This is a genomic window from Thiocapsa sp. (genome assembly GCF_011390875.1).
GTDB lineage: Bacteria > Pseudomonadota > Gammaproteobacteria > Chromatiales > Chromatiaceae > Thiocapsa.
On record NZ_JAABRP010000083.1, the window covers coordinates 1 to 21213 of the forward strand.

At 63.6% G+C, this 21213-nt stretch carries 18 protein-coding genes and 2 tRNA genes; 10 read left to right on the plus strand and 10 right to left on the minus strand.

The window, feature by feature from the left end; genetic code table 11:
* Positions 1–203 precede the first annotated feature (203 nt).
* The 3 genes from GPT33_RS08600 (at position 204) to GPT33_RS08610 (ending at position 3918) form a co-directional block, all read left to right on the plus strand.
* Positions 204–1214 carry a glycosyltransferase family 2 protein gene (locus GPT33_RS08600; protein WP_296807475.1) on the plus strand — a complete coding sequence of 337 codons (1011 nt, stop codon included), beginning with the start codon at positions 204–206 and terminating at the stop codon, positions 1212–1214.
* Positions 1211–2842, plus strand: a complete 1632-nt coding sequence (locus GPT33_RS08605; RefSeq protein WP_296807426.1) for a glycosyltransferase family 39 protein — start codon at positions 1211–1213, stop codon at positions 2840–2842. The genes GPT33_RS08600 and GPT33_RS08605 overlap by 4 nt, the downstream gene beginning before the upstream one ends.
* 200 nt (positions 2843–3042) lie before the next feature.
* Positions 3043–3918, plus strand: a complete 876-nt coding sequence (locus GPT33_RS08610) for a phosphatase PAP2 family protein (protein WP_296807429.1) — start codon at positions 3043–3045, stop codon at positions 3916–3918.
* 188 nt (positions 3919–4106) lie between these two features.
* Here GPT33_RS08610 and GPT33_RS08615 read toward each other — a convergent pair whose 3' ends face one another.
* The 6 genes from GPT33_RS08615 to GPT33_RS08640 form a co-directional block, all read right to left on the minus strand.
* On the minus strand, positions 4107–4613 hold the full coding sequence (locus tag GPT33_RS08615) for a DUF302 domain-containing protein (protein WP_296807432.1): 507 nt from the start codon (positions 4611–4613) through the stop codon (positions 4107–4109).
* A gap of 45 nt (positions 4614–4658) precedes the next feature.
* Positions 4659–5318: a c-type cytochrome gene (locus GPT33_RS08620; RefSeq protein WP_296807434.1), complete on the minus strand. Its 660-nt coding sequence runs from the start codon at positions 5316–5318 to the stop codon at positions 4659–4661.
* Between the two features lie 192 nt (positions 5319–5510).
* Positions 5511–6833 (minus strand): FAD-dependent oxidoreductase, encoded by a 1323-nt coding sequence (locus tag GPT33_RS08625; RefSeq protein ID WP_296807437.1) that lies wholly within the window; start codon positions 6831–6833, stop codon positions 5511–5513.
* Positions 6834–6968: 135 nt separating this feature from the next.
* Complete coding sequence (locus GPT33_RS08630; RefSeq protein ID WP_296807440.1) at positions 6969–8537, minus strand: cryptochrome/photolyase family protein; 1569 nt, start codon at positions 8535–8537, stop codon at positions 6969–6971.
* Between the two features lie 293 nt (positions 8538–8830).
* A complete protein-coding gene (locus tag GPT33_RS08635; RefSeq protein ID WP_296807443.1) occupies positions 8831–10390 on the minus strand; it encodes an ATP-dependent DNA ligase in 1560 nt (519 codons plus the stop codon).
* A 242-nt stretch (positions 10391–10632) separates the two neighbouring features.
* On the minus strand, positions 10633–11376 hold the full coding sequence (locus GPT33_RS08640; RefSeq protein ID WP_296807446.1) for a ferredoxin--NADP reductase: 744 nt from the start codon (positions 11374–11376) through the stop codon (positions 10633–10635).
* Positions 11377–11699: 323 nt separating this feature from the next.
* Between GPT33_RS08640 and GPT33_RS08645 the strand changes: the two genes are divergently transcribed.
* The 4 genes from GPT33_RS08645 to GPT33_RS08660 all read left to right on the plus strand — a co-directional run bounded on the left by GPT33_RS08645 (position 11700) and on the right by GPT33_RS08660 (position 15533).
* Positions 11700–12209, plus strand: coding sequence for a glutathione peroxidase (locus GPT33_RS08645; RefSeq protein ID WP_296807449.1), 510 nt, complete (start codon positions 11700–11702; stop codon positions 12207–12209).
* Positions 12210–12491: 282 nt separating this feature from the next.
* Positions 12492–13832 (plus strand): heterodisulfide reductase-related iron-sulfur binding cluster, encoded by a 1341-nt coding sequence (locus tag GPT33_RS08650; RefSeq protein ID WP_296807452.1) that lies wholly within the window; start codon positions 12492–12494, stop codon positions 13830–13832.
* Between the two features lie 303 nt (positions 13833–14135).
* Positions 14136–14717 carry a DUF3501 family protein gene (locus GPT33_RS08655; protein ID WP_296807455.1) on the plus strand — a complete coding sequence of 194 codons (582 nt, stop codon included), beginning with the start codon at positions 14136–14138 and terminating at the stop codon, positions 14715–14717.
* On the plus strand, positions 14718–15533 hold the full coding sequence (locus GPT33_RS08660) for an HAD-IIA family hydrolase (RefSeq protein ID WP_296807458.1): 816 nt from the start codon (positions 14718–14720) through the stop codon (positions 15531–15533).
* Between the two features lie 120 nt (positions 15534–15653).
* On the opposite strand, the gene GPT33_RS08665 is transcribed toward GPT33_RS08660, so the two are convergent.
* The 4 genes from GPT33_RS08665 to htpX all read right to left on the minus strand — a co-directional run bounded on the left by GPT33_RS08665 (position 15654) and on the right by htpX (position 18349).
* On the minus strand, positions 15654–15965 hold the full coding sequence (locus tag GPT33_RS08665; protein ID WP_296807462.1) for a hypothetical protein: 312 nt from the start codon (positions 15963–15965) through the stop codon (positions 15654–15656).
* A gap of 50 nt (positions 15966–16015) precedes the next feature.
* Positions 16016–16615: a YceI family protein gene (locus GPT33_RS08670; protein WP_296807465.1), complete on the minus strand. Its 600-nt coding sequence runs from the start codon at positions 16613–16615 to the stop codon at positions 16016–16018.
* Entirely contained in the window at positions 16612–17202 is a 591-nt protein-coding gene (locus GPT33_RS08675; protein ID WP_296807467.1) for a cytochrome b, read from the minus strand. Before GPT33_RS08675 ends, GPT33_RS08670 begins: the two co-directional genes overlap by 4 nt.
* Positions 17203–17461: 259 nt before the next feature.
* Positions 17462–18349 carry a protease HtpX gene (htpX, locus tag GPT33_RS08680; RefSeq protein ID WP_296807470.1) on the minus strand — a complete coding sequence of 296 codons (888 nt, stop codon included), beginning with the start codon at positions 18347–18349 and terminating at the stop codon, positions 17462–17464.
* Between the two features lie 191 nt (positions 18350–18540).
* On the opposite strand from htpX, the gene GPT33_RS08685 reads away from it, so the two are divergent.
* From GPT33_RS08685 to GPT33_RS08695, 3 genes are all read left to right on the plus strand, one after another.
* Positions 18541–18616, plus strand: a tRNA-Ala gene (locus tag GPT33_RS08685).
* A 56-nt stretch (positions 18617–18672) separates the two neighbouring features.
* Positions 18673–18748: transfer RNA gene (locus GPT33_RS08690), tRNA-Glu, on the plus strand.
* Positions 18749–20122: 1374 nt separating this feature from the next.
* Complete coding sequence (locus tag GPT33_RS08695) at positions 20123–21058, plus strand: NrtA/SsuA/CpmA family ABC transporter substrate-binding protein (RefSeq protein WP_296807472.1); 936 nt, start codon at positions 20123–20125, stop codon at positions 21056–21058.
* The last annotated feature ends 155 nt before the right edge of the window (positions 21059–21213 follow it).

Here is a 21213-nt window from a genome sequence, read left to right on the forward strand (position 1 = left end):
GGAGGATGGGTTTCGCTGCGCTCTGCTGTCCCGGATCCGAGATGTCGGAGCGGGGAGGATGGGTTTCGCTGCGCTCTACCCATCCTACGCGTGACGTGGATTTTTGGCTTCGAATTTGCTGGGCGTGACCATTTGGAACTCACATGAACACCTTGATCGAGCCGGCACCTGCGTCGGCGTCCCCGAGCTCCGGGGCAGCCCTCATGCCGAACGGAAAAGACCCGACGGACCATCCGTCGCTCTCTGTTGTCATCCCCATGTATCAGGAGATCGACAACGTCGAGCCCATGCTGACGCGGGTCCATGAAGGGCTTGCCGGCTACCGAGGCGCCTGGGAGTTGATCTGTGTCGACGACGGCAGCCGCGACGGCACGGGCGAGCGTCTGCGCAAGGTCGGCGAGCGCTGCGGGCCGCATGTGCGCGTGATTCGGCTGAGGCGCAACTTCGGCCAGACCGCGGCCATGCAGGCCGGCTTCGACGCCGCGCGCGGCGAGCTGATCGCCACCCTGGACGGCGACCTGCAGAACGATCCGGCCGACATCCCGCGCATGGTCGAGGAGCTGCTCGCACGCGACCTGGATCTCCTGCAGGGCTGGCGTCGCCAGCGTCAGGATGCGCTGGTCATGCGCAAGCTGCCCTCCAAGATCGCCAATGCACTCATCGGCAAGGTCACCGGAGTCGCCCTGCACGACTACGGCTGTAGCCTCAAGGTCTATCGCGCCGAGGTGATCAAAGAGGTCACCCTGCTCGGGGAGATGCACCGCTTTATTCCGGTCTGGGTCGCAGGCGTCACCGCGCCGGAGCGCATCGGCGAGACCGAGGTCTCCCATCAGGCGCGCCGGTTCGGGACCTCCAAGTACGGGATCTCGCGCACCTTCCGGGTGCTGCTCGACCTGCTGTCGGCCTTCTTCTTCCTGCGGTTCGGCTCGCGACCGGGACACTTCTTCGGCTCCATCGGGATCCTCTTCGGCGTGGTCGGAAGCATCCTGATGGCCGACATGCTTTGGGTGAAGTTCGGGCTCGGTCAGCACATCGGGACACGCCCGATGCTCTTCGTCGCCATCCTCTTCTTGGTCATGTCGATCCAGTTTCTGACCACCGGGGTGCTCGCCGAGCTGATGACGCGCACCTTCTACGCCTCGGGCGAGCACACGCACCACCGGATTCGCTGGCAGTCCGATCCGGCGGACGCGGGCTGGAGGCACTCGGCATGAGCCCGGCCATCGCCGACCGCGGCCCGAACGGGATGCTCGGGCGCATCCTGACCTCGCCCTGGCTGCTCGTCGCCGTCGTACTGCTGAGCTTTTACTGGCAGTTGGGCGCAGTGCCGCTCTACGATCTGGACGAAGGCGCCTTCACCGAGGCGACCCGCGAGATGCTCGCGAGCGGCAACTTCATTACCCCTCACAAGGACGGGGAGCCCCGCTACGACAAGCCGGTGCTCATCTACTGGTTGCAGGCGGCCTCGACGCAGGCGTTCGGATTCAACGAGCTGGCGCTGCGCCTGCCCTCGGCGATCGCCGCCACGCTCTGGGTGCTCGCGGTCTGGGGCTTCGTACGCGAGCGTCTGGATCGCGAGAGCGCGGTTGTCGCCGGCCTGGTGATGGCCTTGAGCCTCCAGGTCTCGGTGATCGCGAAGGGAGCAGTCGCCGATGCGGTGCTCAACCTCTTCATCGCACTCGCCTTCTTCGAGATCTATCGCTATTTCCTGGACCCGAATCCCGCGACCAACCGGCGCTTCGTGTTGCGCGCATTCCTCTGGATGGGGCTCGGCTTCCTGACCAAAGGCCCGGTTGCGGTCTTCTTCCCGGTACTGGTCAGCCTGCTCTTCTTCGGGTCGCAACGTCAGCTGGGACGCTGGGCGCAAGCGGCCTTTGCACCGAAGGGTTGGCTGGTCTTCGTTCTCGTCGCCCTGCCCTGGTACCTCGCGGTCTATCTCGACGACGGGCCGGGATTCTTCCGCAGCTTCTTCCTGGAGCACAACGCCGGGCGCTTCGGTGATGCCATGCACGGCCACGCCGGATTTCCGGGCTATTACCTGGTCATGCTGCCGATCATCTTGCTGCCCTTCACCGGCTGGTTCCTGCGCCTGTTGCCGGGGCTTCGTGCCGCCTGGTCGGACCCCCTCGAACGCTTCCTCTGGATCTGGTTCGGCACGGTGTTCGTCTTCTTCTCCTTCTCCGGCACCAAGCTGCCGCATTACCTGCTCTACGGGGCCACCCCGCTCTTCATCCTGATGGCGAAGCATCGCGATCTGCTGCAAGGCCGCTGGCTCGCCTTCGCGGCACCGCTGATCTTCCTCGGCCTGCTTGCGGTGCTCCCCGGAGTCGTCGGCCTGGCCGAATCCCAAGCGGACCGGGCACATGAGGTCGCCATGTTCCAAGAGGCCCGCGGGATCCTTGGGCTCGACTATCTCGGCGCCATGCTCGCCGGTCTGGCCGCGATGATCGGTCTGCTCCTCTGGTCGCGCCCGCCCCTCTGGCAGCGGCTGATCCTTGCCGGCGTCATCCAAACGCTGGTGGTCTACGGGGTCCTGGTGCCGCGAGTCTTCGAGGTGATGCAGGCACCGGTCAAGGAGGCGGGTCTGCTGGCGCGCGAGCTGGGCCTGCCGACCGTGGTCTATCGCACCTCGATGCCGAGCTTCAGTGTCTATCGCGATGCCGTCACACCGAATCGCCCACCCTTGCCCGGCGAGCTGGTTTTCCTGCGTGTCGACAAGCTCCACGCCCTCGCCGCTGATTTCCCCGGCCTGCAGCATGACCTCCTCTATCGTCGAGGGCCGGTTGCCCTAGTGCGCATGGGCCAGGCGGACGACAGGCGTGCCATCGAAGCGCAACCCTGAGACTAAACCGCGTCCGGAGCGAGATGCGTAGTCTTTATTTTGCGTTTGGCTTCTGAGATGTCCTCGACCCCGGTGAGACGCGGTTTAGAATTTGATATTTTTTTAAGACTTTCAACCGCGCCAGCTCCGACAGTCGTCGGGGCTGGCGCGGCCAAGCCATTCCAACAAATAACGCATATCGCACCGGGCGCGGTTTAAAGATGCACTCCGACCTCATCGCGTTCGGGAAACAGGATCTTCGCAAGCGCTTGGAGGCTGGAGCCGCGCGGACGCCGCTCACCTCACCGAGCGGCGCGGCCTGGCTGAGACGCTGGGCCGGGATCTGTCTGATCGTCGGCCTCACGCTTTATCTCGCCGTCGGATACGACGCCGGATTCATCCGGATCAACGCCGCCGCAGCGGGCTATCCGGACTGGGTCTGGCAGTGTCTGACGGTCTTGGGCGACGAGCGTGTCCCCTTCGCACTAGCCATCCTCTTCGCGCTGCGCTATCCGAGGATCTTCTGGGCGCTGGTTCTCGCGGCTTTGATCGCAGCCGCCTACAGCCGGGGATTCAAGGCGCTGTTCGACGCGACGCGACCGCCGGGCGTCCTTGCAGTCGAAACCTTCAATCTCATCGGGCCGAGCCACACCCGTGCAAGTTTTCCGTCCGGTCACAGCGTGACCGCAGCGGTTTTTTTCGGGGTCCTGATCTACTTCACACGATGGACGGGGTTGCGGGCGCTATTCCTGGCGCTGGCCGTACTGGCCGGACTGAGCCGGGTGGCGGTCGGCGTACACTGGCCGGTCGATGTGGCGGCCGGACTGTTCGGGGGGGCACTCGCGGCCTGGCTCGGCGCCGTGCTGGCGGCCCGGTGGCCGGGGCCGGCAACGGATCTGCGGGTTCATCTCGCCGTCGTGATCTTGGCCGTGATCCTGGCCGTCACGCTGCTCTTCGACGATGCGGGATACAAGGCGGCGGCAGCGCCCTTGGCGGTGCTCGGCGCTCTCGCGCTGGGGTTTGCGGGGATGCAGTATCTGCTTCGACCTTGGCTTGGATATCGGCGAGCGGTCAAGACCGCAGGGACTATGCCGTAGGTCTGAAAAGGCGCGCCGACACGCTCTCGAATGCTGCCCGCCGAGGTCGATGCGCGCCGTACCCCGACGCTTGCAGCCTTCTCGAGGGTTGCAGGTCGGATGACGCTATCGCGAATCCGACCTAAGGACCCGCCCATGGATTTGGGCGTGCCGTCGAGTCAGGTCACCCTGACCCGACAAACGGCGGATCAGAACTCGCCGGTGGCACCGGCGGTAATGATGTCGAGCATCTGACCGTTGATCCCGAGCGCTAGGGCCTGGAGCTCGGGCGGCAGATCATAGGCGCTGATCAGCATGTCGAGATTGAGCATCTGCAACCAGATCCGGCCGTCGTTGTCCTCCACCAAGGCGATGCTGCACGGCATGTAGGCTGCAAAAATGGTGTTGAATCGCGCCATTTTGACCGCGTCTTCGGGATTGCAGAACTGGAAGATCTCCAAGCGCATCGAATCGATACCGCGGTTTCCGACCTCCTGCCCGACGTTGAGATGCGCGACCAAGCGCATGTTGAGCTCAACCGCCTTCGAGAGCATGGCCTCGCCCGCCGCATCGGCGGAGACACCGGGCGCAAGCCCGACCTTGAGCACGGTGTGCTCGACATCCGAGACGCGGATCTCGGGGGAAGCATCCTCGGCCGCCATCAGCGGCAAAGACGTCAAGACGGCGAGTGCAACGACAAGGCTCAGGTGTTTCATTCTTGTATCCTCAAGATATTCTTATGGATGTGTCCGACGCAGGGCTCAGTTCTTGTCGTCGATCGTGGTCACGAAGCCGATGATATCGAGGATGTCCTGGTCACTGTAGTCCACGAAGGTCTCGTCCTCCGGATCGTTGGCGTGCATCCGCTTGCCGGCCTTGAACTTCTCGATCTGGCGGAAGAGATAGCCGTCGTATTGGCCGGCGAGCTTGGGACTTTCCTTGCGCTTGTTGCCCTCGGCCGCGCGTCCGTGGCAGGTCTTGCAATCGCTCTTGTAGATATCCTCGCCGTTCTCGACATCCGCGCTTTCGGGAGTCGGCACATCCAGCGGATGGACAACGTCGAGGTCGATGCTCGCGATATAGGCGGATAGGCTGGCAAGATCATAGTCCGACAAGGTGCGCAGACCGCCGACCACGGTCATGGCCGCATGCTCGCGCACGCCGTCGCGATAGTCGGTCAAACTCTTCATCAGATAATAATCGGGTAGCCCCGCCAAACGTGGATACTTTCCGCCCAAGATGCCCTGCGAGAATTGGCCGTGGCAGAGCGCGCACTGACGATGCAGGCGTTGACCGAGATCCAAATCCGGCTCCGCCTCCGTCTCCGCATCGGAGGTGCTGGCGAGGACCGAAGGGGTAACGGCCAAGGTGCCCGAGAAAACGAGTGAAAAAGCCAGCGCACGCAGAAAGGGAGAGCTCATACTCCAAACTCCAGGTGGATGATTGTTCTCGTGAGCGGCTACGATAGGAGATCGGCCGCATAGGTGCAACCCATTCAGGATCTTGGGTTTTCTTGCCGACAGAACCCCTTCTTTCGGTAGGGTCGGAACCCGTCCCGGCGGAGTCCGACGCTCGGGCGAGCCCACGCCGCGAGCGCGGGTGAGATCCGCGTCTCAGGAATCCGCCGAGGGCAGGCTCGTGGTGCGCGGTCCGGCATCCGACTGCCCGATCGCATCTCCCGGGCGATTGCCGAGCAGGCTGTTTGCAATCTCCTCCCCCGCACGATGCCCGGAATGCAACGCCCACTGAATCGAGGGCGCCGACCGATATTCCCCGCAGGTCCAGAGCCAATCGGATTGACGCAGCCGCGCGGCACCCGGATAGGCGACAGGCGGCGACTGAACCGGCAAGGCACGCGGCAGCCGATACACCGCCAAGCGTTTCCAGCCCAGGACCTGATCGCCGAACCAGCCGATCAGCTCGCGACGCAGGTCGGTTTCGAGCGCATCCGGGTTATGCTCCGCGCCGTGCACGTTGACCGCGATGAGGTTCTCGCCCCGCGGGGCATAATGATCCGAGAGATTGCTCGGACACAGCAGGCTGTTGATCCGCCCTCGTCCCTCGCCGTTGACCACGAGATATGGCCCCTCGATCGGCGGCACGCTCGCAGCGAAATACACACATGTGGTTCCCCGACCCGCCACCGCGGCGCTGTGGGATCGACCCAAAAGCCGCGCCGTTTCGTTGCCTTCGGTCGCAAGCACGATAGAGCCCGCCCGCAGCCGCTCGCCGGTATCGAGCACGACTTGTTGATCCAGGATACGCTCGACCCGTGCGCCGGTGCGGATGGAGTCGCGCGGTAATTGCAGCGCGAGCTGTGCCGGAAGCTCACCCATGCCGCGCGCCGGCAACGCTGTGTCGCCCAATGCGAAGGCGCGAAACACGAACTCGAAGGCGCGCGAGGACACACCCAATCCGGGCTCGAAGAAGACGCCGCTGAAAAACGGCTTGAAGAAGCGCTCGATCATGCGTGCCGAAAAACCCAACTCGCGCAGCAAGGTCAACGCCTCGCGCTCCGGACGCGAATAGAGCGCTTGGAGATCGCCCGCCAGAGCGCGGCGACGCAGCACGAGGAGTCTCAGCTTGTCGCCGAGGCTTCCCACCGGTGAGACCAGCATCTCGGGGAGCCGTGTCGGACGGCGCCAGATATCGCTGACACGATACAGCTGCCCCTGCGTGCGCACGAGCGCCCCCGGATAGAAGGGACGCAGGTCAAGGCGTGCATAGTCAAAGAACCGCTGCGCCTCCGGATACCAGGTCTGCAGGACCTGGAAACCGCGATCCAGAAGAAACCCGTCGCGTCGATCGGTGCGCACACGCCCGCCGGGGGCATCGGACGCCTCGAGCAGCAGGGGCTCGAAACCACGCTCGCGAAGGGTAACGGCACACGCCAGTCCGGAGAGACCGGCACCGATGATGATGACGTCTTTGCTCATGGTTAAACCGCGTCCGAAGTGATATGGGCTGTGTTCAGTCTGGCTTGGTCTCGAGGCCATCTGCATCGACGGTAGAGACGCGGTTTAAGTGATAAGTGATAACTGATAGCTGAAGACTGACAGCTCTTCCCACCCTCAACCGCTCCCTCCCGTCACCAAATCTGCGCGAAGCGCCTCCGCCTGTCGACGAATCGCGCCGAGGCGCTCGGGATCCAGCCGCGCGAGATTCCGCCACTGCAGCGCAGTGCGCGGATGGTTGGCGAACCGATCCCGGTGCCGATCGAGAAAATCCCAGTACAACGTCGTGAATGGACAGGCGGTCTCGCCGATAGCCTCTTTCGGATCATAGCGGCAGTGCCGACAATAGTTGCTCATTCGATTGATGTATTGGCCTGTCGCCACATAGGGTTTGGAGGCCAACAACCCGCCGTCGGCAAACTGGCTCATCCCGATCACGTTGGGCGCCTCGACCCATTCGACGGCATCGACGAACATCGCCAAATACCAAGCGTGGACCTCGCGCGGCTCGACCCCAAGCAGGAGTGCGAAAAGTCCAGTCACCATCAGACGTTGAATATGATGGCCGTAACCGTAGTCGAGCACCTGTCCGATCGACGCCTCGAGACAAGCGTAGTCGGTATTGCCGGTCCAGTAAAAATTCGGGAGCGGACGATGTGCCTCCAGGGCGCTGGATTCCAGATAGACCGGCCCTTCGCGCCAATAGATCCCGCGCACATATTCACGCCAGCCGAGGATCTGACGGACGAAGCCTTCGACCGAGGCGAGCGGCGCCTGGTTCGCCTCGAAGGCCGCGATCGCGGCATGGATCACCGTGCGCGGGTCGAGCATCTTGAGATTGAGGGCGGCCGAGATCCGCGCGTGGTAAAGATAGGGCTCGTCGGTCCACATGGCGTCCTGCCACGGGCCGAACGCAGCAAGCCGGTTGCGGATGAAGTCGTCGAGCGCCTCCCGGGCTTGGGCCGCGGTCACCGGCCAGTCGAAGCGTTCCAGGGTGCCTGGCGCGTCGGGGAAACGCCGCTCGATCAGGGAAATCAGGTCCCGCGTGACGACGTCGGGTGGGAAACCGATCGGTTCAGGCACCATGCCCGGACCTTGCCGACCGAACGCCTTGCGGTTCTCTTGGTCCAGGTTCCACTGCCCGCCGACGGGTTGCGCGGCATTCGCCGGACCTTCCATCAGAATGCATTCCCGCTTGCGCAGATGGCGGTAGAAGTGCTCCAAGCGGAGCCCTTTGCGACCGGCCGCCCAGCGATCGAACTCGGTTCGAGAGCAGATGAAGTGCTCGTCCGGGCGGATCTCGAGCGCCACTGCACTGGCTTCGGCGACGCCCTGCAAGGCCACGAGAACGCGATGCTCCCCTGGCTCGGCCAGGATCAGGCGCTCGGGACGCAGGACCCGGATCGCCGCGGCAAGGCCGGCCGCGAGCGACGGATCGGCCTCGACATCCAGCGCCCGATAATGGACGCTCACGCCCGCCGCCTCCAAGGCGTCGCGAAAGTGCCGCATCGCGGACAGAAACAGCAGGATCCGAGCCTTGTGCGAGGGCACATGGGTCGACTCCTCGACCGCCTCGCACATCCAAACCCGATCGCGAGTCGGATCCAGGTCCCTCAAGGCAGGGCCTCCGACATCGAGCTGATCCCCGAGCACCAGCACCAGATGTCGACAGAGTGGATGAGTCATCGTTCCTCGGCGGTATTCCGGCATCGGCACCTTGAATCGCGTCCTGAGGGAGATGCTCCTCTTCGAGTGAGCTCGACGCTTGGTGCATCCAAAGCCTTTGGTGTTAAACCGCGTCCAGAGCGAGATGCCAACTTTCGAGTGAGTTCGAAGTTTGGTGAATCCACGACTCTTAGCGGGGACGCGGTTTAAAATTTTATATTTTTTAATACTTTAAACCGCGCCGGCTCCAGCGGTTCTGAAATCCGCCGGGGCCGATCCCATCCAAAAACGACGCATACCGCGCTGGGCGCGGTTTAAGACGAATAGGCGATCTGCCGCCGAAAGAGCGCTTGCACCATCGCGATGTCGTCGGCCTGATCCGCAGTCTTGTCCGGACGATGGCGCTTCACACGCGCGAAGCGCAAGGCGAGCCCGCCCGGATACTGTGAACTCTCCTGAAGCTCGTTGAAGGCGATCTCGACGACCAGCTCGGGCCGTACATGCACCACCGGGCCCTGCTGCGCCACCGCGAGCGCGCTCAGATGCTCGGTCTGCCAGCTCAGCATCGCATCGGTCAAGCCTTTGAATGTCTTGCCCAGCATGACGAAACCGCCAGCCGGGTCGCGTGCGCCCAAATGCAGATTGCTCAGCCAACGGCTACGTCGACCGCTGCCCCACTCCGCCGCCAGGATCACCAGATCGAGCGTCTGCGTCGGCTTGATCTTGAGCCACTGCCGACCACGCGCGCCGGCCGCATAGGGCGCCGCCGGGTCCTTGGCCATGATCCCCTCGTGACCCGCGGCGAGTGCGCGCTCCAGAAAGGCGCGGGCCTGGGCCGCATCGCTCGGCTGCAACCGCGGGATGAGAGCGCGCCCCGGAACCGCCTCGGCGAGTGCGGCGAAACGCTCCCGCGCAGGGGCATCGATCATGAGTGTCCCGTCGCATTGGATGCAGTCGAAGAAGAAGGCGCTCAGCGGCAGCTCGGCGCGCAGACGCGCGACGTCGAGTCTCCGACCGAAGCGGCGCATGCTGGTCTGGAAGGGATGCGGTCGCCCGTCCGCACGCAGCGCAAGGACCTCGCCGTCGAGCACCAAGTCCGCAACGGGAAGCCGCGCGATCAGCTCGGGGATCTCGGGCACCGCCGCAGTCACCTCATGTCCCTGCCGGCTGTAGACCCGCACCGCCTCGCCACGCTTGTGGACCTGCACCCGGGCGCCGTCCAGCTTGAATTCGAGATCGGGCGAAGCGAGCCGGGCGAGCGCGTCGTCCAGGTCCTCCGCGGGCTGGGCAAGCATCGGCAGGATTGGGCGAAAGAGCTCGAGACCGATCGCGCGAAGTCCCGCGGCCCCGGTGTCGAAGGCCGTGCGCGTGACCCGCGCCGGATCGCCGCTCAGCATGAGGGCACGCCGAACCAGCGCGGGATCCAGCCCGGCCGCCTGCGCGACCGCCTCCATCACGAGTGCCTCGACCGCCCCTTGCCGCAGCTCGCCGAGCATCAGCCGGGCAAGAAATCCCTGTTCCTCGCGGGTGGCCTGCTCGAACAGCGCTTGCAGTAGGGCCCGACGCTGCGCCTGAGCGCCGGCACCCTTGACGGCGAGCAGGGCGGCGAATGTCCGATCCAGGTCGCCGAGGGTCAAACGGCCCTGCTCGACCGGGACCAGACCGCGGAGCGCGTCCACCTGCGCCGGCCCCACCCCGACGCGACCTTGCGGGATCTGCCCGGCGAGATAGCTCGCCGCGAGTGCAGTCTCCTCCCGATCCAGCCGACCGAGCACATCCGCAATCAGACCGATCTTGTCACGCCGCGACGAGCGGGTGGTTACGTCAGCGGAGAGTCGGACCAGCGTTTTGAGCGATGTCGCAGAGGTTTCCATGGGGATCCGGCTCGTCGATGCAATCGGTTCCGATCTCCGAATTCCGGATCGCCTAAACCGCGTCCAGAGCAGGATCCTCAATGTCGAGTGAACTCGACGTTTGGCCCATCCACGCCGCTTAGCGGGGACACAGTTCAAAATGATTTATTTTTAGAATCTTAAACTGCGCTGACTCAAACGCTCGTCAAGTCTGCGAGGGCCGATCCCATCCAAAAAACATCGCATACCGCACCGGGCGCAGTTTAATGGTACTGCTCCGTCGTGTACTGTCCGGGCGCGTGCCGCTTATGCCGGGCCAGACCGCGCTCCTCGAGGATGACCTTTACATCCTTGATCATGGCCGAGTTCCCGCACAGCATCACGTGACTGGTGTGATGGTCGATGGCCGCACCGACATGCGATTCCAAGCGGCCGCCCGTCAAGAGGTCGGTGATCCGGCCGGACAGCGCACCCGGAACCGTCTCGCGACTGACCGCCGGCACGAACGTGAACCGCTCGCCACGTCGCTCGGCGATCGCAGCGAGGGTCTCGCCATAGGTCAGATCCGTAGCCTGACGTACGCCGTGCACCAGAACGACGCGCTCGAACAAATCCCAAGGCTCCGGCGAACGCAGGATCGAGAGATAGACACCGAGTGCGGTCCCGGTTGCGAGCAGCCAGAGCGTCTCCGCGGGCTCGACCGTATCGAGCGTGAATATCCCGCCCGGCTTCTCCGAGAGCCAGACCTCGTCGCCGGGATTCAGATCGGACAGACGCGGCGTCAGCGGGCCTTCCGGAACCTCGTTGAAATAGATCTCCACAGGACGCTCCTGCGGCGGATTGACCAACGAATAGGGTCGACCCACGCGATCGCCCTCGATATCCAAGGCGACCTTGATGTACTGACCCGCCTTGAAGTCGGCGACCGGACCGTCGAACTGCATGCTGTAGAGTCCGTCCGTCCAGGCATGCTTACCCGTCACCTTCGCTTTCACCCAGTCGCTCATACCGATCCTGCTCCTCGTTGGTCCCAAAAAATCCCATCGTCGTTCACGAACGGACACTCGTGCCGAAGTCCTCGAAGGCACTCGGTACGACACGCGCCACAAGGCTTTGCAGGTTGGTGCCCGCCCCCCGTTTTCAAATCACTCTTGTCACATCTCCCGTCCTCGGCGCGGAGGCGACGCGTCGCCTCCGCGCCGAGGACGGGATTGTATTCGGCATTTTGTGCATTACCTCGCGAAAGACCAAGTAGGACGACGCATGCCCGACGCCGAAGAGATTTCCCCCGATGATGAAGACCACACTATTTGCATTAGGAATCGCCGCCATGAGCTCCACAGCAAGCGCCGCCGCCCCACCCTGCTCACCCTTGCTCGATGTCGAGATGCGCCGACTCGCGGGCGAGGAGGTCGTCAACCTCTGCGAAGCCTATCAGGGAAAGGTCATTCTGATCGTCAACACCGCAAGCAAGTGCGGCTTCACCTCGCAGTACGAGGGACTCGAAACCCTCTACAGCACGTACAAAGACCGAGGTCTCGTCGTACTGGGCTTCCCGTCCAACGACTTCGCGAACCAGGAGCCGGGGAACGAGGAAGAGATCGAGAAGTTCTGCCGCCTGACCTACTCGGTCGAATTCCCGATGTTCGAGAAGGTCGGCGTCAAGAAGGGTTCGGCCTCCCCGCTCTTCGAGCGGCTCGCCGTCGCCGGTGCTCCTTACCCGAAGTGGAACTTCTATAAGTACTTGATCGATCGCAACGGCAATCTCGTGGATCATTACGTCAGTTTCACCAAGCCGGATGACCGCAAGGTCGTGAGGGCGATCGAAAAGCTGCTGTAATCGACCGGCGCCGAAAGCCGGCTGCCGCGAGTCGACGGTCGGGCCCCGCACGCTTCGTCTCGACGATGATGTCGATTCGCCCTATCGATTGGTACGCCGCCACCGGCCCGTCTACAGTTAGGGCATCGTCGAGGCCGACGATGGCCGTGGCCGTCGGCAGGTCCGGTCCGTCGTCCCCCGGTACGATCCTGCGCTCGCGGAGCGGCCGTGAAGCGACCTGGGGGCGACCCGTCCTCGACGCGCTCGCACCACGGACACCACCGATTCAGGGGAGGTTAACGCATGGCGACGTCAATGAGCCGGGAGGGGAGTCTCGAGGCCCCGACCCGTCACCCGCTCGACTGGCAAAGCGCTGATTTCTACGACCAGGCTTCGCTCGACAAGGAGCTGGAACGTGTCTTCGACATCTGTCACGGCTGTCGTCGCTGCGTCAGTCTCTGCCAATCCTTCCCGACGCTCTTCGATCTGGTGGACGAGTCCGAATCGATGGAGGTCGACGGTGTGGCCAAGGACGACTATTGGAAGGTGGTCGACCACTGTTATCTCTGCGATCTGTGCTACATGACCAAATGTCCCTACGTGCCGCCGCACGCGTGGAACCTGGACTTTCCGCACCTGATGCTTCGGGCCAAGGCCGTCAAATATCGCCAAGGCAACGTCAAGCTGCGCGATCGCATCCTCACCAGCACCGACACCGTCGGTTCGCTCGCCGGGATCCCGGTCGTCAACGGGTTGGTCAACGCGGTCAACGCCAATTCGGCCGGACGACAAGCACTCGAGGCCGTGCTCGGGGTGCATAAAGACGCGCGGGTTCCGCCCTACGTGAGCGACACACTGCGCAAGAGCGAGAAGGCGCGCATCGGTCGCTCCTCCGTCGGCGAGCCGGCCGGCCCGACCACCGGCAAGGTCGCGCTCTTCACCACCTGCTACGGCAACTACAACGAGCCCGGCGTGAACGCCGACCTGATCGCGGTCTTCGAGCACTCGGGCATCCCGGTCACGCTCCCCGAGAAGGAGCAATGCTGCGGCATGCCCAAGCTCGAGCTCGGTGATCTGCAAGCCGTCAAGGCGGCGAAAGACGCCAACATCCCGGTGCTCAAACGCCTGGTCGACGCGGGCTGGGACATCGTCGCCATGGTCCCGTCCTGCGTGCTCATGTTCAAACAGGAGCTGCCCCTGATGTTCCCGGAGGATCAGGACGTGCAGGCGGTCAAGGCGCACATCTTCGACCCCTTCGAATACCTGATGCTCCGTCACAAGCACGGCAAGCTCAATACGGATTTCAAGAAGCCGCTGGGCAACGTCATCTATCAGGCGTCCTGTCATCAGCGGGTCCAAAACATCGGGCAGAAGACCCGTGAGGTCCTGGCACTCGTGCCGGACACGACAGTGGAGATCATCGAGCGCTGCTCGGGCCACGACGGTACCTACGCGGTGAAGAAGGAGTATTACGCCTCCGCGATGAAGATCGTGCGCCCGGTCGCGGGCCGCGTGGAGAAGGCGGCACCGGATCACTTCGGCAGCGACTGTCCGATGGCCGGCGCCCATATCGCGCATGCCCTGGGAAAGGACGGCGAGCAGCGGCATCCGCTGAGTTTGTTGCGGATGGCCTACGGGCTCTGAACCGCGCTGAACCGCGTTCGGCAGGACAGCGAAGACCAGCGTATCGGGTCGGTCTTCGTTGACCATGCGGCAATCGGCGGTGACGCGGTTCAGGATGGGAAAGGGTCTTGCTCATGCGGGCGACCAAGGGCGATGCCGGAGATCCTCGCGAAGCGGCGACGGCCCGGGATCGACGACTTGCAGTCGTCCTCTTCCGCTCTCCTGACGGCTAGCGGGATCGAGCCCGACTCGACGAGTCCGAAAACCGCCCTGAACGCGCTTCGGCCGGGGTCATGAAAACTATCAATCGGTTTGGAGATGACTATGCATCTGACACGAGACGACCTTTACAGCCTCGAGAAATACGCGGAGGTTCGCGGTGATTTCCGGGCGCGCGTGATGGCCCACAAGAAGCATCGGCAGGTGGCGATCGGCGCGCATGCCACGCTCTATTTCGAGGATCGCCTCACCATGCAGTATCAGATCCAAGAGATGCTGCGCGCCGAGCGCATCTTCGAGTCGGCAGGGATTCAGGACGAGCTCGACGCCTACAACCCGATGGTCCCGGACGGGAGCAACTGGAAGGCGACCTTCATGATCGAGTACGAGGACGTCGACGAACGGCGCGATGCCTTGGCGCGGCTACGCGGTATCGAGGACCGGGTGTGGGTCCAAGTCGCCGATTTCGATCGGGTCTACGCGATCGCCGACGAGGACATGGAACGCGAGGACGCGACCAAGACATCGGCCGTGCACTTCCTGCGCTTCGAGCTGACGGCGCCGATGGCCGCGGCGATGAGACATGGCGCGAAGCTCGCGCTCGGGACCGATCACCCGGAGTACGGCTATCAGGTCGAGGCGACCCCCGAGGTCCGTGACTCACTCGCCCGCGACCTCGCCGACTGAATGAAACGCCCGCACCCCCGCGCCCTGCTGCTCGACATGGACGGTCTCCTTTTCCACGGAGACCGGCCCTTGCCGGGCGCGGGGCGGCTGCTCGGCCGCCTGAAAGCGACACCGCACGCCTTCGTCACCAACAACCCGATCCGCACACCCGAGCAGGTCGCCGACGCCTTCGCCACGATGGGGCTGCCGCGACCGAACCCGGAGCGAATCATCACCTCCGCCCTGGCCACGGCGCGCTGGCTGAGCCACGTTCGACCCGGATTCCGCTATTTTGCCGTCGGAGCCGGCGGCTTGGATGCCGCTCTACGCTCGATCGGAACGCCGGACGCCGAGCGCGCCGACGTGGTCGTCGTGGGCGAGGGACCCGGGCTGGATTTCGAGCAGCTCACCGTCGGCATCAACCTCATCCTGAGTCGGGGCGCCCGTCTGGTCGCCACGAATCCGGACACCGCCGTCGACGGCATGCGCAACGGCCGTCATCTGGTCCTGCCCGGCGGGGGCGCCTTGGTCGCCCCCTTTGCGGCCGCGACCGGGGTGACGCCCACCTTCGTGGGCAAACCCGAGCCCCTGCTCTACGAGATGTCGCTCGAGATCCTCGGCTGCACTGCGGCGGAATGCATGATGGTCGGGGATCGTCCGGATACGGACATCGCCGGAGCGGAGCGGCTCGGGATGTGGACCGCGCTCGTACGGACCGGCCAATTTGCCCCGGGTCGCCCCTGGATCGACGGCATGCCGCCGCCGGATTACGATCTGAACAACCTGGACGAACTGATCGACGCCCTGGACCGGGATGTCCGGGGCCTGCTCGCTTGATCCGTTCCCCCGACGCAGGGCGAACGAACGAAGACATCTAAACCGCGCCGACTCCGACGGTGGTCATACCTGCCGGGGCCGACCCCATCCAAAAACATCGCATACCGCGCCGGGCGCGGTTTAAGGCGCCGTCAACCGTACGTCGTCGATGATGTCGGCGTGTCGCTGCTGCGCTCCCGTGAGGGTGTTGCGAATTGTCACGTCTCCTTTGTTCATGCCCCGGGTACAAACGTGGGCCCTGACACTCGACTCCGCAGCCAGCGTCGCCGAGAACACGACCTGTCTGCAGATGTTGTCGACGACCTCGATCATACGTTCATCGAAGCCGGGATTGACGATCTGGATCGTGATCGGCTGGCCTAACCCTCCCGCATGCGGCACGGGGGCAATCGCAAGTAGAAGCAGGCCGATCAGGGCGACGCGAGATGGCATGGCGAAGTCTCGTCGGTTGTTTCGAGTGACGGAATCATAACGCCTGCACCCTACTGCCGAACCCCTTCGATGGACAGAATCATCTCCACGTTTCGGGCGGCCGGACCCAGATCGTAGTCGATCCCGAAATCCTTGAGCGCGAAGCTGGTCGTACCCTGAAACCCGCGACGATATCCGCCCCAGGGATCCGGCCCGTTGCCGATGCGCTGCACCTCGATCCGGACCGGTTTGGTGATCCCCTTCACGGTGAGATCGCCTTCGAGCACCGAGGTGTTGAAACCGGTCTCCTTGTAGGCCGTCGACTTGAAGGATGCCCGCGGAAACCGATCGACATCGAGAAAATCCTTTCCGCGTAGATGTTTGTCGCGCTCGGCATGATTCGAATCCAGACTCGCCGTGTTGATGTTCAGCTCCACCGCGGAGTTGCTCGTGTCTTCGGTATCGTAGGTGAAGGTTCCCGAAAAGTCGTTGAAACGCCCGTACAGCCAACTGTAGGCGAGATGCTTGACGCGAAACTGCACGAAGGCATGCCCGCCCTCGGTGTCGATCACATAGCGCTCGACTGCCGCGGTCGCGACGGCCGGAATCGCGGCGGTCGCGGCCAGGCACCAGATCGCGAGGCGCAACATCTTGATCTTCAATGCGTTCATGCTCTTCTCCTCGAATGTGCAGCGGACCGAGACGGACGCGGGGTGCGGCGCCCGAGAATCCGCAACAGCGTCCGGTCGCGATCGATGAAATGATGTTTCAAGGCTGCAATCGCATGGACTGCGGCCAAAGCAATGAGTGCGATCGCCAAGGCCAGATGGAAATCCCCCGCAATGTCGGCCTGTCCGGGCAGGCCCGCGATGGTGGCCGGAACGCTGAAAAGGCCGAAGACATCGACGGCACGCCCATCCGCCGTCGAGATCAGATATCCCGCCGTCATCACCGCAAAAAGCAGGACGTACAAGAGCACATGCGTGAGGGCTGCAGCAATCCGCTCCAGGCGCGAGTGTGCCGGTTCCGGGACTGGGCGGGGGTTGACCAGCCGCCAACCGAGTCGAGCCAGAACGACGAGAAAGAGGAGGATGCCGACGCCCTTGTGGATGTCTGTCGATCGTCGGTACCAGGCGTCGTAGTAGGTCAGCTCGACCATCCACAGACCCAGCGAGAAGAGGCCGACAACAACCGCTGCCACCAGCCAGTGCAGCACCACGGCGACCACTCCATAGCCGTCATCTGTGTTTCGCCACATGGTCCCGCCCTTCTCGGAGACAACCCGCTTCGCTCAACCACTTTGGAGGAGGTGGCGACCGGGTCGAGTGATGCCAAGCGTCGAGGTCGCAAAACGGCCGATCCGGCACAATGCGAGCGCCCGGCTTGAGGCCGGACGCTCGATCGGGCAGAAGAACAAACCGAGCACACGCGGAGTCTCTGGCGCATTGCACGCCCTGCTTTCCGAAAACCCCAAGAGCGCTCGGTATAGAAGAGCCGAGGTTGGCGACGTCCCGCGATCAGTCGCGCGCCTGCTCGAGGGCCGCGATCCGCTTCTCCAACGGCGGATGGCTGGAGAACAGCACCTTCAGACCTTGGCCGATATTTCCCGAGATGCCGAAAGCCGCGAACTCCCCGGCAGGAAGATCCTGCGGCTGATGGACGCGCTGCAATGCACGCAAGGCATTCGCCATCTGGGTGCGACTGCTCAGACGCGCCCCGCCCTCGTCGGCCCGGAATTCGCGATAACGCGAGAACCACATCACGATCATGCTGGCCAGGAAGGAGAGCAGGATCTCGGCGACGATCGAGACGACGAAGTAGGCGATGCCGTGGCCCTCTTCGTTCTTGAAGACAACCCGGTCGACCGTGTGGCCGATGATGCGCGCCAGGAACACCACGAAGGTGTTGACCACGCCCTGGATCAGCGCCAGCGTCACCATATCGCCGTTCGCAACGTGGCTGATCTCGTGGCCCACGACCGCCTCGACCTCATCCTTGGTCATGTGCTGCAGGAGCCCGGTACTGACCGCCACCAGGGCATCATTGCGGTTCCAACCCGTGGCAAAGGCGTTGGGCTCGGGCGAGTCGAAGATGCCGACCTCCGGCATCTTGATGCCGGCCGCCTGAGACTGGCGCGCCACGGTTTCCATCAACCAGCGTTCGAACGGGGTGGAGGGCTGCTCGATGACCTGCACGCCCATCCCACGCTTAGCCATCATCTTCGACAGGAACAGCGAGATCAGCGATCCGCTGAAGCCGATGATGGCCGACATGATCAAGAGCGCGTTCATGTCGAGTCCGCCGCCCTCGAGCAACAGGCTGTCGATCCCCAGCAACCGGAAGACCACGCTGATGACGACGAGAATCGCCGCGTTGGTCGCGAGAAACAATAAGATCCGCATCATAGATTTAGGCTCCTTGAGGATAGATTCGAAAGCGCGCATACGATGCACCGGCAGCGCGCCCCGCACAAGCCCGCGAGCGGGTTCGCGTCAAGCTGCACAGCATATTGGGTCACGCCGCCCGCAACAAAGCATGAAAACCGGTCTAGACAAACGAAAAGTCCGCCGGTAATATTCCGCGTCTCGACGACATCGGGGCCATAGCTCAGCTGGGAGAGCGCAACACTGGCAGTGTTGAGGTCGGCGGTTCGATCCCGCCTGGCTCCACCAATCAATCGAAAGGATCCGGCACCATGATCACAGTCGGATCGCTGAAAACGGTCACCGTCCCCATCGTCTAGTGGCCTAGGACACCGCCCTTTCACGGCGGTAACCGGGGTTCGAACCCCCGTGGGGACGCCAATCAAAGCAAAGGGTTAGCATCCGCTAACCCTTTTTCTTTGTCTGACGGGTAACAGACGGGTAAATCGAGTTTTCCGAAACCGGTTCACCCCTCGGCACCTAGATTATCGAAGAGTCCCACCGAGTCCACCCTCCATCAGCCGCAGGCGTTGTGCCATCCCGGCGACTGCAGCATTGACGAAAATGTCACGCAGGGTCTACAGCAGCTCGAAGGTCCACCATGCATGCCCTTCGGTCTCAAAAATGCTCGACACTCGGCTCAAGCAACGGGCGTCGCACAAGTCCGCGACCAGATCGCGATGTGAGAACAGGAGCTTGTAGGATAAATCGTGTTCGGCTATCCGGGAGAGCGGGACATTTCCGTCGTTTTAGATTAATACCCCAAACCGACCCGCATGACAGCGTGCGCGCGAGGCAGATGCCTCGAGAGCGCCGGTAAGCCGCCGCTCAGGACAGACCGCTGCCGGGCAGGTAGATCCTGTTAACGGTCACCGTGCAGCGGCCGACGGACCGGTCACGACCCGTTGCAGTCACAGGCATACAAAATCCAGCATCCGCTTCAGCCAGGTCAGCGGACGTTGAGGCTCTGGTCATCGGTATTGGCGGGACATCGGAAATGCCGACCCCGCAGATTGCTCGCCGATAGAGATTCCGTGATACGCCCCCTATCGGTTACCCCGATGCCCCGCAGCATGAAGTGCATGAGGAAACCGGTAGCGATAAAGCGGGCGTGTCGGGTCCAGGTCGATAAAGGAGAGCCGGCCTTACTCGGTCGCGCTGACGACGCGCTGGAATCCGCTTCTGCGCTGAAGTGCTTGCGCCGAAGGCCGGGGCGACAAGTCGGACCGCCTCCAGGGGCCTTCAGAATCATTCGCTGCGTGATTGCAAGACGTGGCCACAACGAACCCACAAACGGTCGTCCTACCGTCCGGGCAGAGCCCCGCATACTCGAAACTTCTAGGTCCCCTCGACAGGCTGCCTGCACTCTCATCGCGCTCCTCCGCCTGACAACATTGCGCCTCCGGTCATCACTGGGGAAAAGACGCAAGCACCCCTCGCGAAACGATTCGGGTATTAGGCAGTGAAACAACGTGAGCGACAACGCAAATTGTAGGGCCCGCTTCGCGACCTGTTGGGTGTACGATCCCGGTAGTGCATTTGGTACAGGAGGTTGCAGCCCACGAAGATCGCGCTTTCGCCGCTGCATTTATGATGCCCCTAAGCCGCCTCAGTGTCTCGCCGGGCGATACGCCGCACCGAACGTTTCGGGGAGGCTGCACCCTATTGCGCCGAGCGATCTTTCCATTGGTGCTGCTTCTCCTGCTGGCGCCCGGCGCGGATCGCGCGCTGGTCGCCGATACGGGGCCCGTGCGTTTGGCCGGGGTCGACTACCTCGCCGACCTGCCCACGGTCATCGCCCGGCACGAGGGTCTGTTCGCCCGGCACGGCCTCGATGTCGATGTCGAGTTCAATGCATCGGGCAGGCGCAACCTCGAGCGACTGCGGGCGGGCGAGGCCGACTTCGCGCTGATGGCGCTGACGCCGATCGTACTCGATCGGCTCGCGGACCCCTCGCCCGGTGAAGCGGACGACCCGGTCATTCTCGCCAGCCTGGTGCATTCGATCCGGCTCAACCACGTGGTCGCACCGGTCTCCGGCCCGGTCGAGCGCCCGGCGGACCTGCGCGGGCGGCGTATCGGCTTGCACAAGGGGACCAATGCCGAGTTCGTCTGGTGGCTTTTTGCGCATTTCCACGGATTCGACCCGGCCGCGGTCGAGCTGGTCGATTACCCGGTCGCGCGGATCCCCGACGCCCTGCGCGAAGGTGAGGTCGACGCAGCGGTGATCTGGGAACCCTGGCTTTCGCGGCTTCGGGAGCCCGGCGGCGAGGAATTCCGCAGCTTCCCCGGCGGCAATATCTATGCCGCCAAATGGGTGCTGGTGACGACTCGCGCGAACGCGCGCGAACAGCCCGGACGCAGCCGTGCGGTGCTCGCCGCCTACCGCGATGCGATCGCGTCGATCAATCGCGATCCCGAAGCGGCCATCACCGTCTATGCCCGGCACGCCGACATCCCCGGGGACATCCTGCGCCGCAACTGGCCGGCGTTGGACTACGCGCTCAATCTCCAATGGTCGGTCCTCGCGACGCTGCAGCAGCAGATCGACTGGGCCCTGCGCGCGGGCCACGGGCACGCCACCGACACGATCGCCGTCCTCGACCTCATCGACGCCACGGCCCTGCGCGCGCTTGATCCGTCCGTGGTCGGGATTCCCGGCGGCCATGCGGATCCGGAGTCGCGGCCGTGAAACTGGTCCATCTCTCCGTTGCCAGCCTCATCGGCTGCCTGCTCGGGCTGATCATTCTGGTCGGGATCACGCTGAACAGCGTCGGCGAATTCCGCGTGAAGCAGGAACAGGTCGCCGAATTGCTGGCCCTGCAGGCCCGGATCGATAATTTCTCC

Excerpts from the sequence above, each read along its gene's own strand:
- GPT33_RS08600 (WP_296807475.1), top strand. The coding sequence starts at position 204 with ATGCCGAACGGAAAAGACCCGACGGACCATCCGTCGCTCTCTGTTGTC.
- GPT33_RS08605 (WP_296807426.1), top strand. The coding sequence starts at position 1,211 with ATGAGCCCGGCCATCGCCGACCGCGGCCCGAACGGGATGCTCGGGCGC.
- GPT33_RS08610 (WP_296807429.1), top strand. The coding sequence starts at position 3,043 with ATGCACTCCGACCTCATCGCGTTCGGGAAACAGGATCTTCGCAAGCGC.
- GPT33_RS08615 (WP_296807432.1), bottom strand. The coding sequence starts at position 4,613 with ATGAAACACCTGAGCCTTGTCGTTGCACTCGCCGTCTTGACGTCTTTG.
- GPT33_RS08620 (WP_296807434.1), bottom strand. The coding sequence starts at position 5,318 with ATGAGCTCTCCCTTTCTGCGTGCGCTGGCTTTTTCACTCGTTTTCTCG.
- GPT33_RS08625 (WP_296807437.1), bottom strand. The coding sequence starts at position 6,833 with ATGAGCAAAGACGTCATCATCATCGGTGCCGGTCTCTCCGGACTGGCG.
- GPT33_RS08630 (WP_296807440.1), bottom strand. The coding sequence starts at position 8,537 with ATGACTCATCCACTCTGTCGACATCTGGTGCTGGTGCTCGGGGATCAG.
- GPT33_RS08635 (WP_296807443.1), bottom strand. The coding sequence starts at position 10,390 with ATGGAAACCTCTGCGACATCGCTCAAAACGCTGGTCCGACTCTCCGCT.
- GPT33_RS08640 (WP_296807446.1), bottom strand. The coding sequence starts at position 11,376 with ATGAGCGACTGGGTGAAAGCGAAGGTGACGGGTAAGCATGCCTGGACG.
- GPT33_RS08645 (WP_296807449.1), top strand. The coding sequence starts at position 11,700 with ATGAGCTCCACAGCAAGCGCCGCCGCCCCACCCTGCTCACCCTTGCTC.
- GPT33_RS08650 (WP_296807452.1), top strand. The coding sequence starts at position 12,492 with ATGGCGACGTCAATGAGCCGGGAGGGGAGTCTCGAGGCCCCGACCCGT.
- GPT33_RS08655 (WP_296807455.1), top strand. The coding sequence starts at position 14,136 with ATGCATCTGACACGAGACGACCTTTACAGCCTCGAGAAATACGCGGAG.
- GPT33_RS08660 (WP_296807458.1), top strand. The coding sequence starts at position 14,718 with ATGAAACGCCCGCACCCCCGCGCCCTGCTGCTCGACATGGACGGTCTC.
- GPT33_RS08665 (WP_296807462.1), bottom strand. The coding sequence starts at position 15,965 with ATGCCATCTCGCGTCGCCCTGATCGGCCTGCTTCTACTTGCGATTGCC.
- GPT33_RS08670 (WP_296807465.1), bottom strand. The coding sequence starts at position 16,615 with ATGAACGCATTGAAGATCAAGATGTTGCGCCTCGCGATCTGGTGCCTG.
- GPT33_RS08675 (WP_296807467.1), bottom strand. The coding sequence starts at position 17,202 with ATGTGGCGAAACACAGATGACGGCTATGGAGTGGTCGCCGTGGTGCTG.
- htpX (WP_296807470.1), bottom strand. The coding sequence starts at position 18,349 with ATGATGCGGATCTTATTGTTTCTCGCGACCAACGCGGCGATTCTCGTC.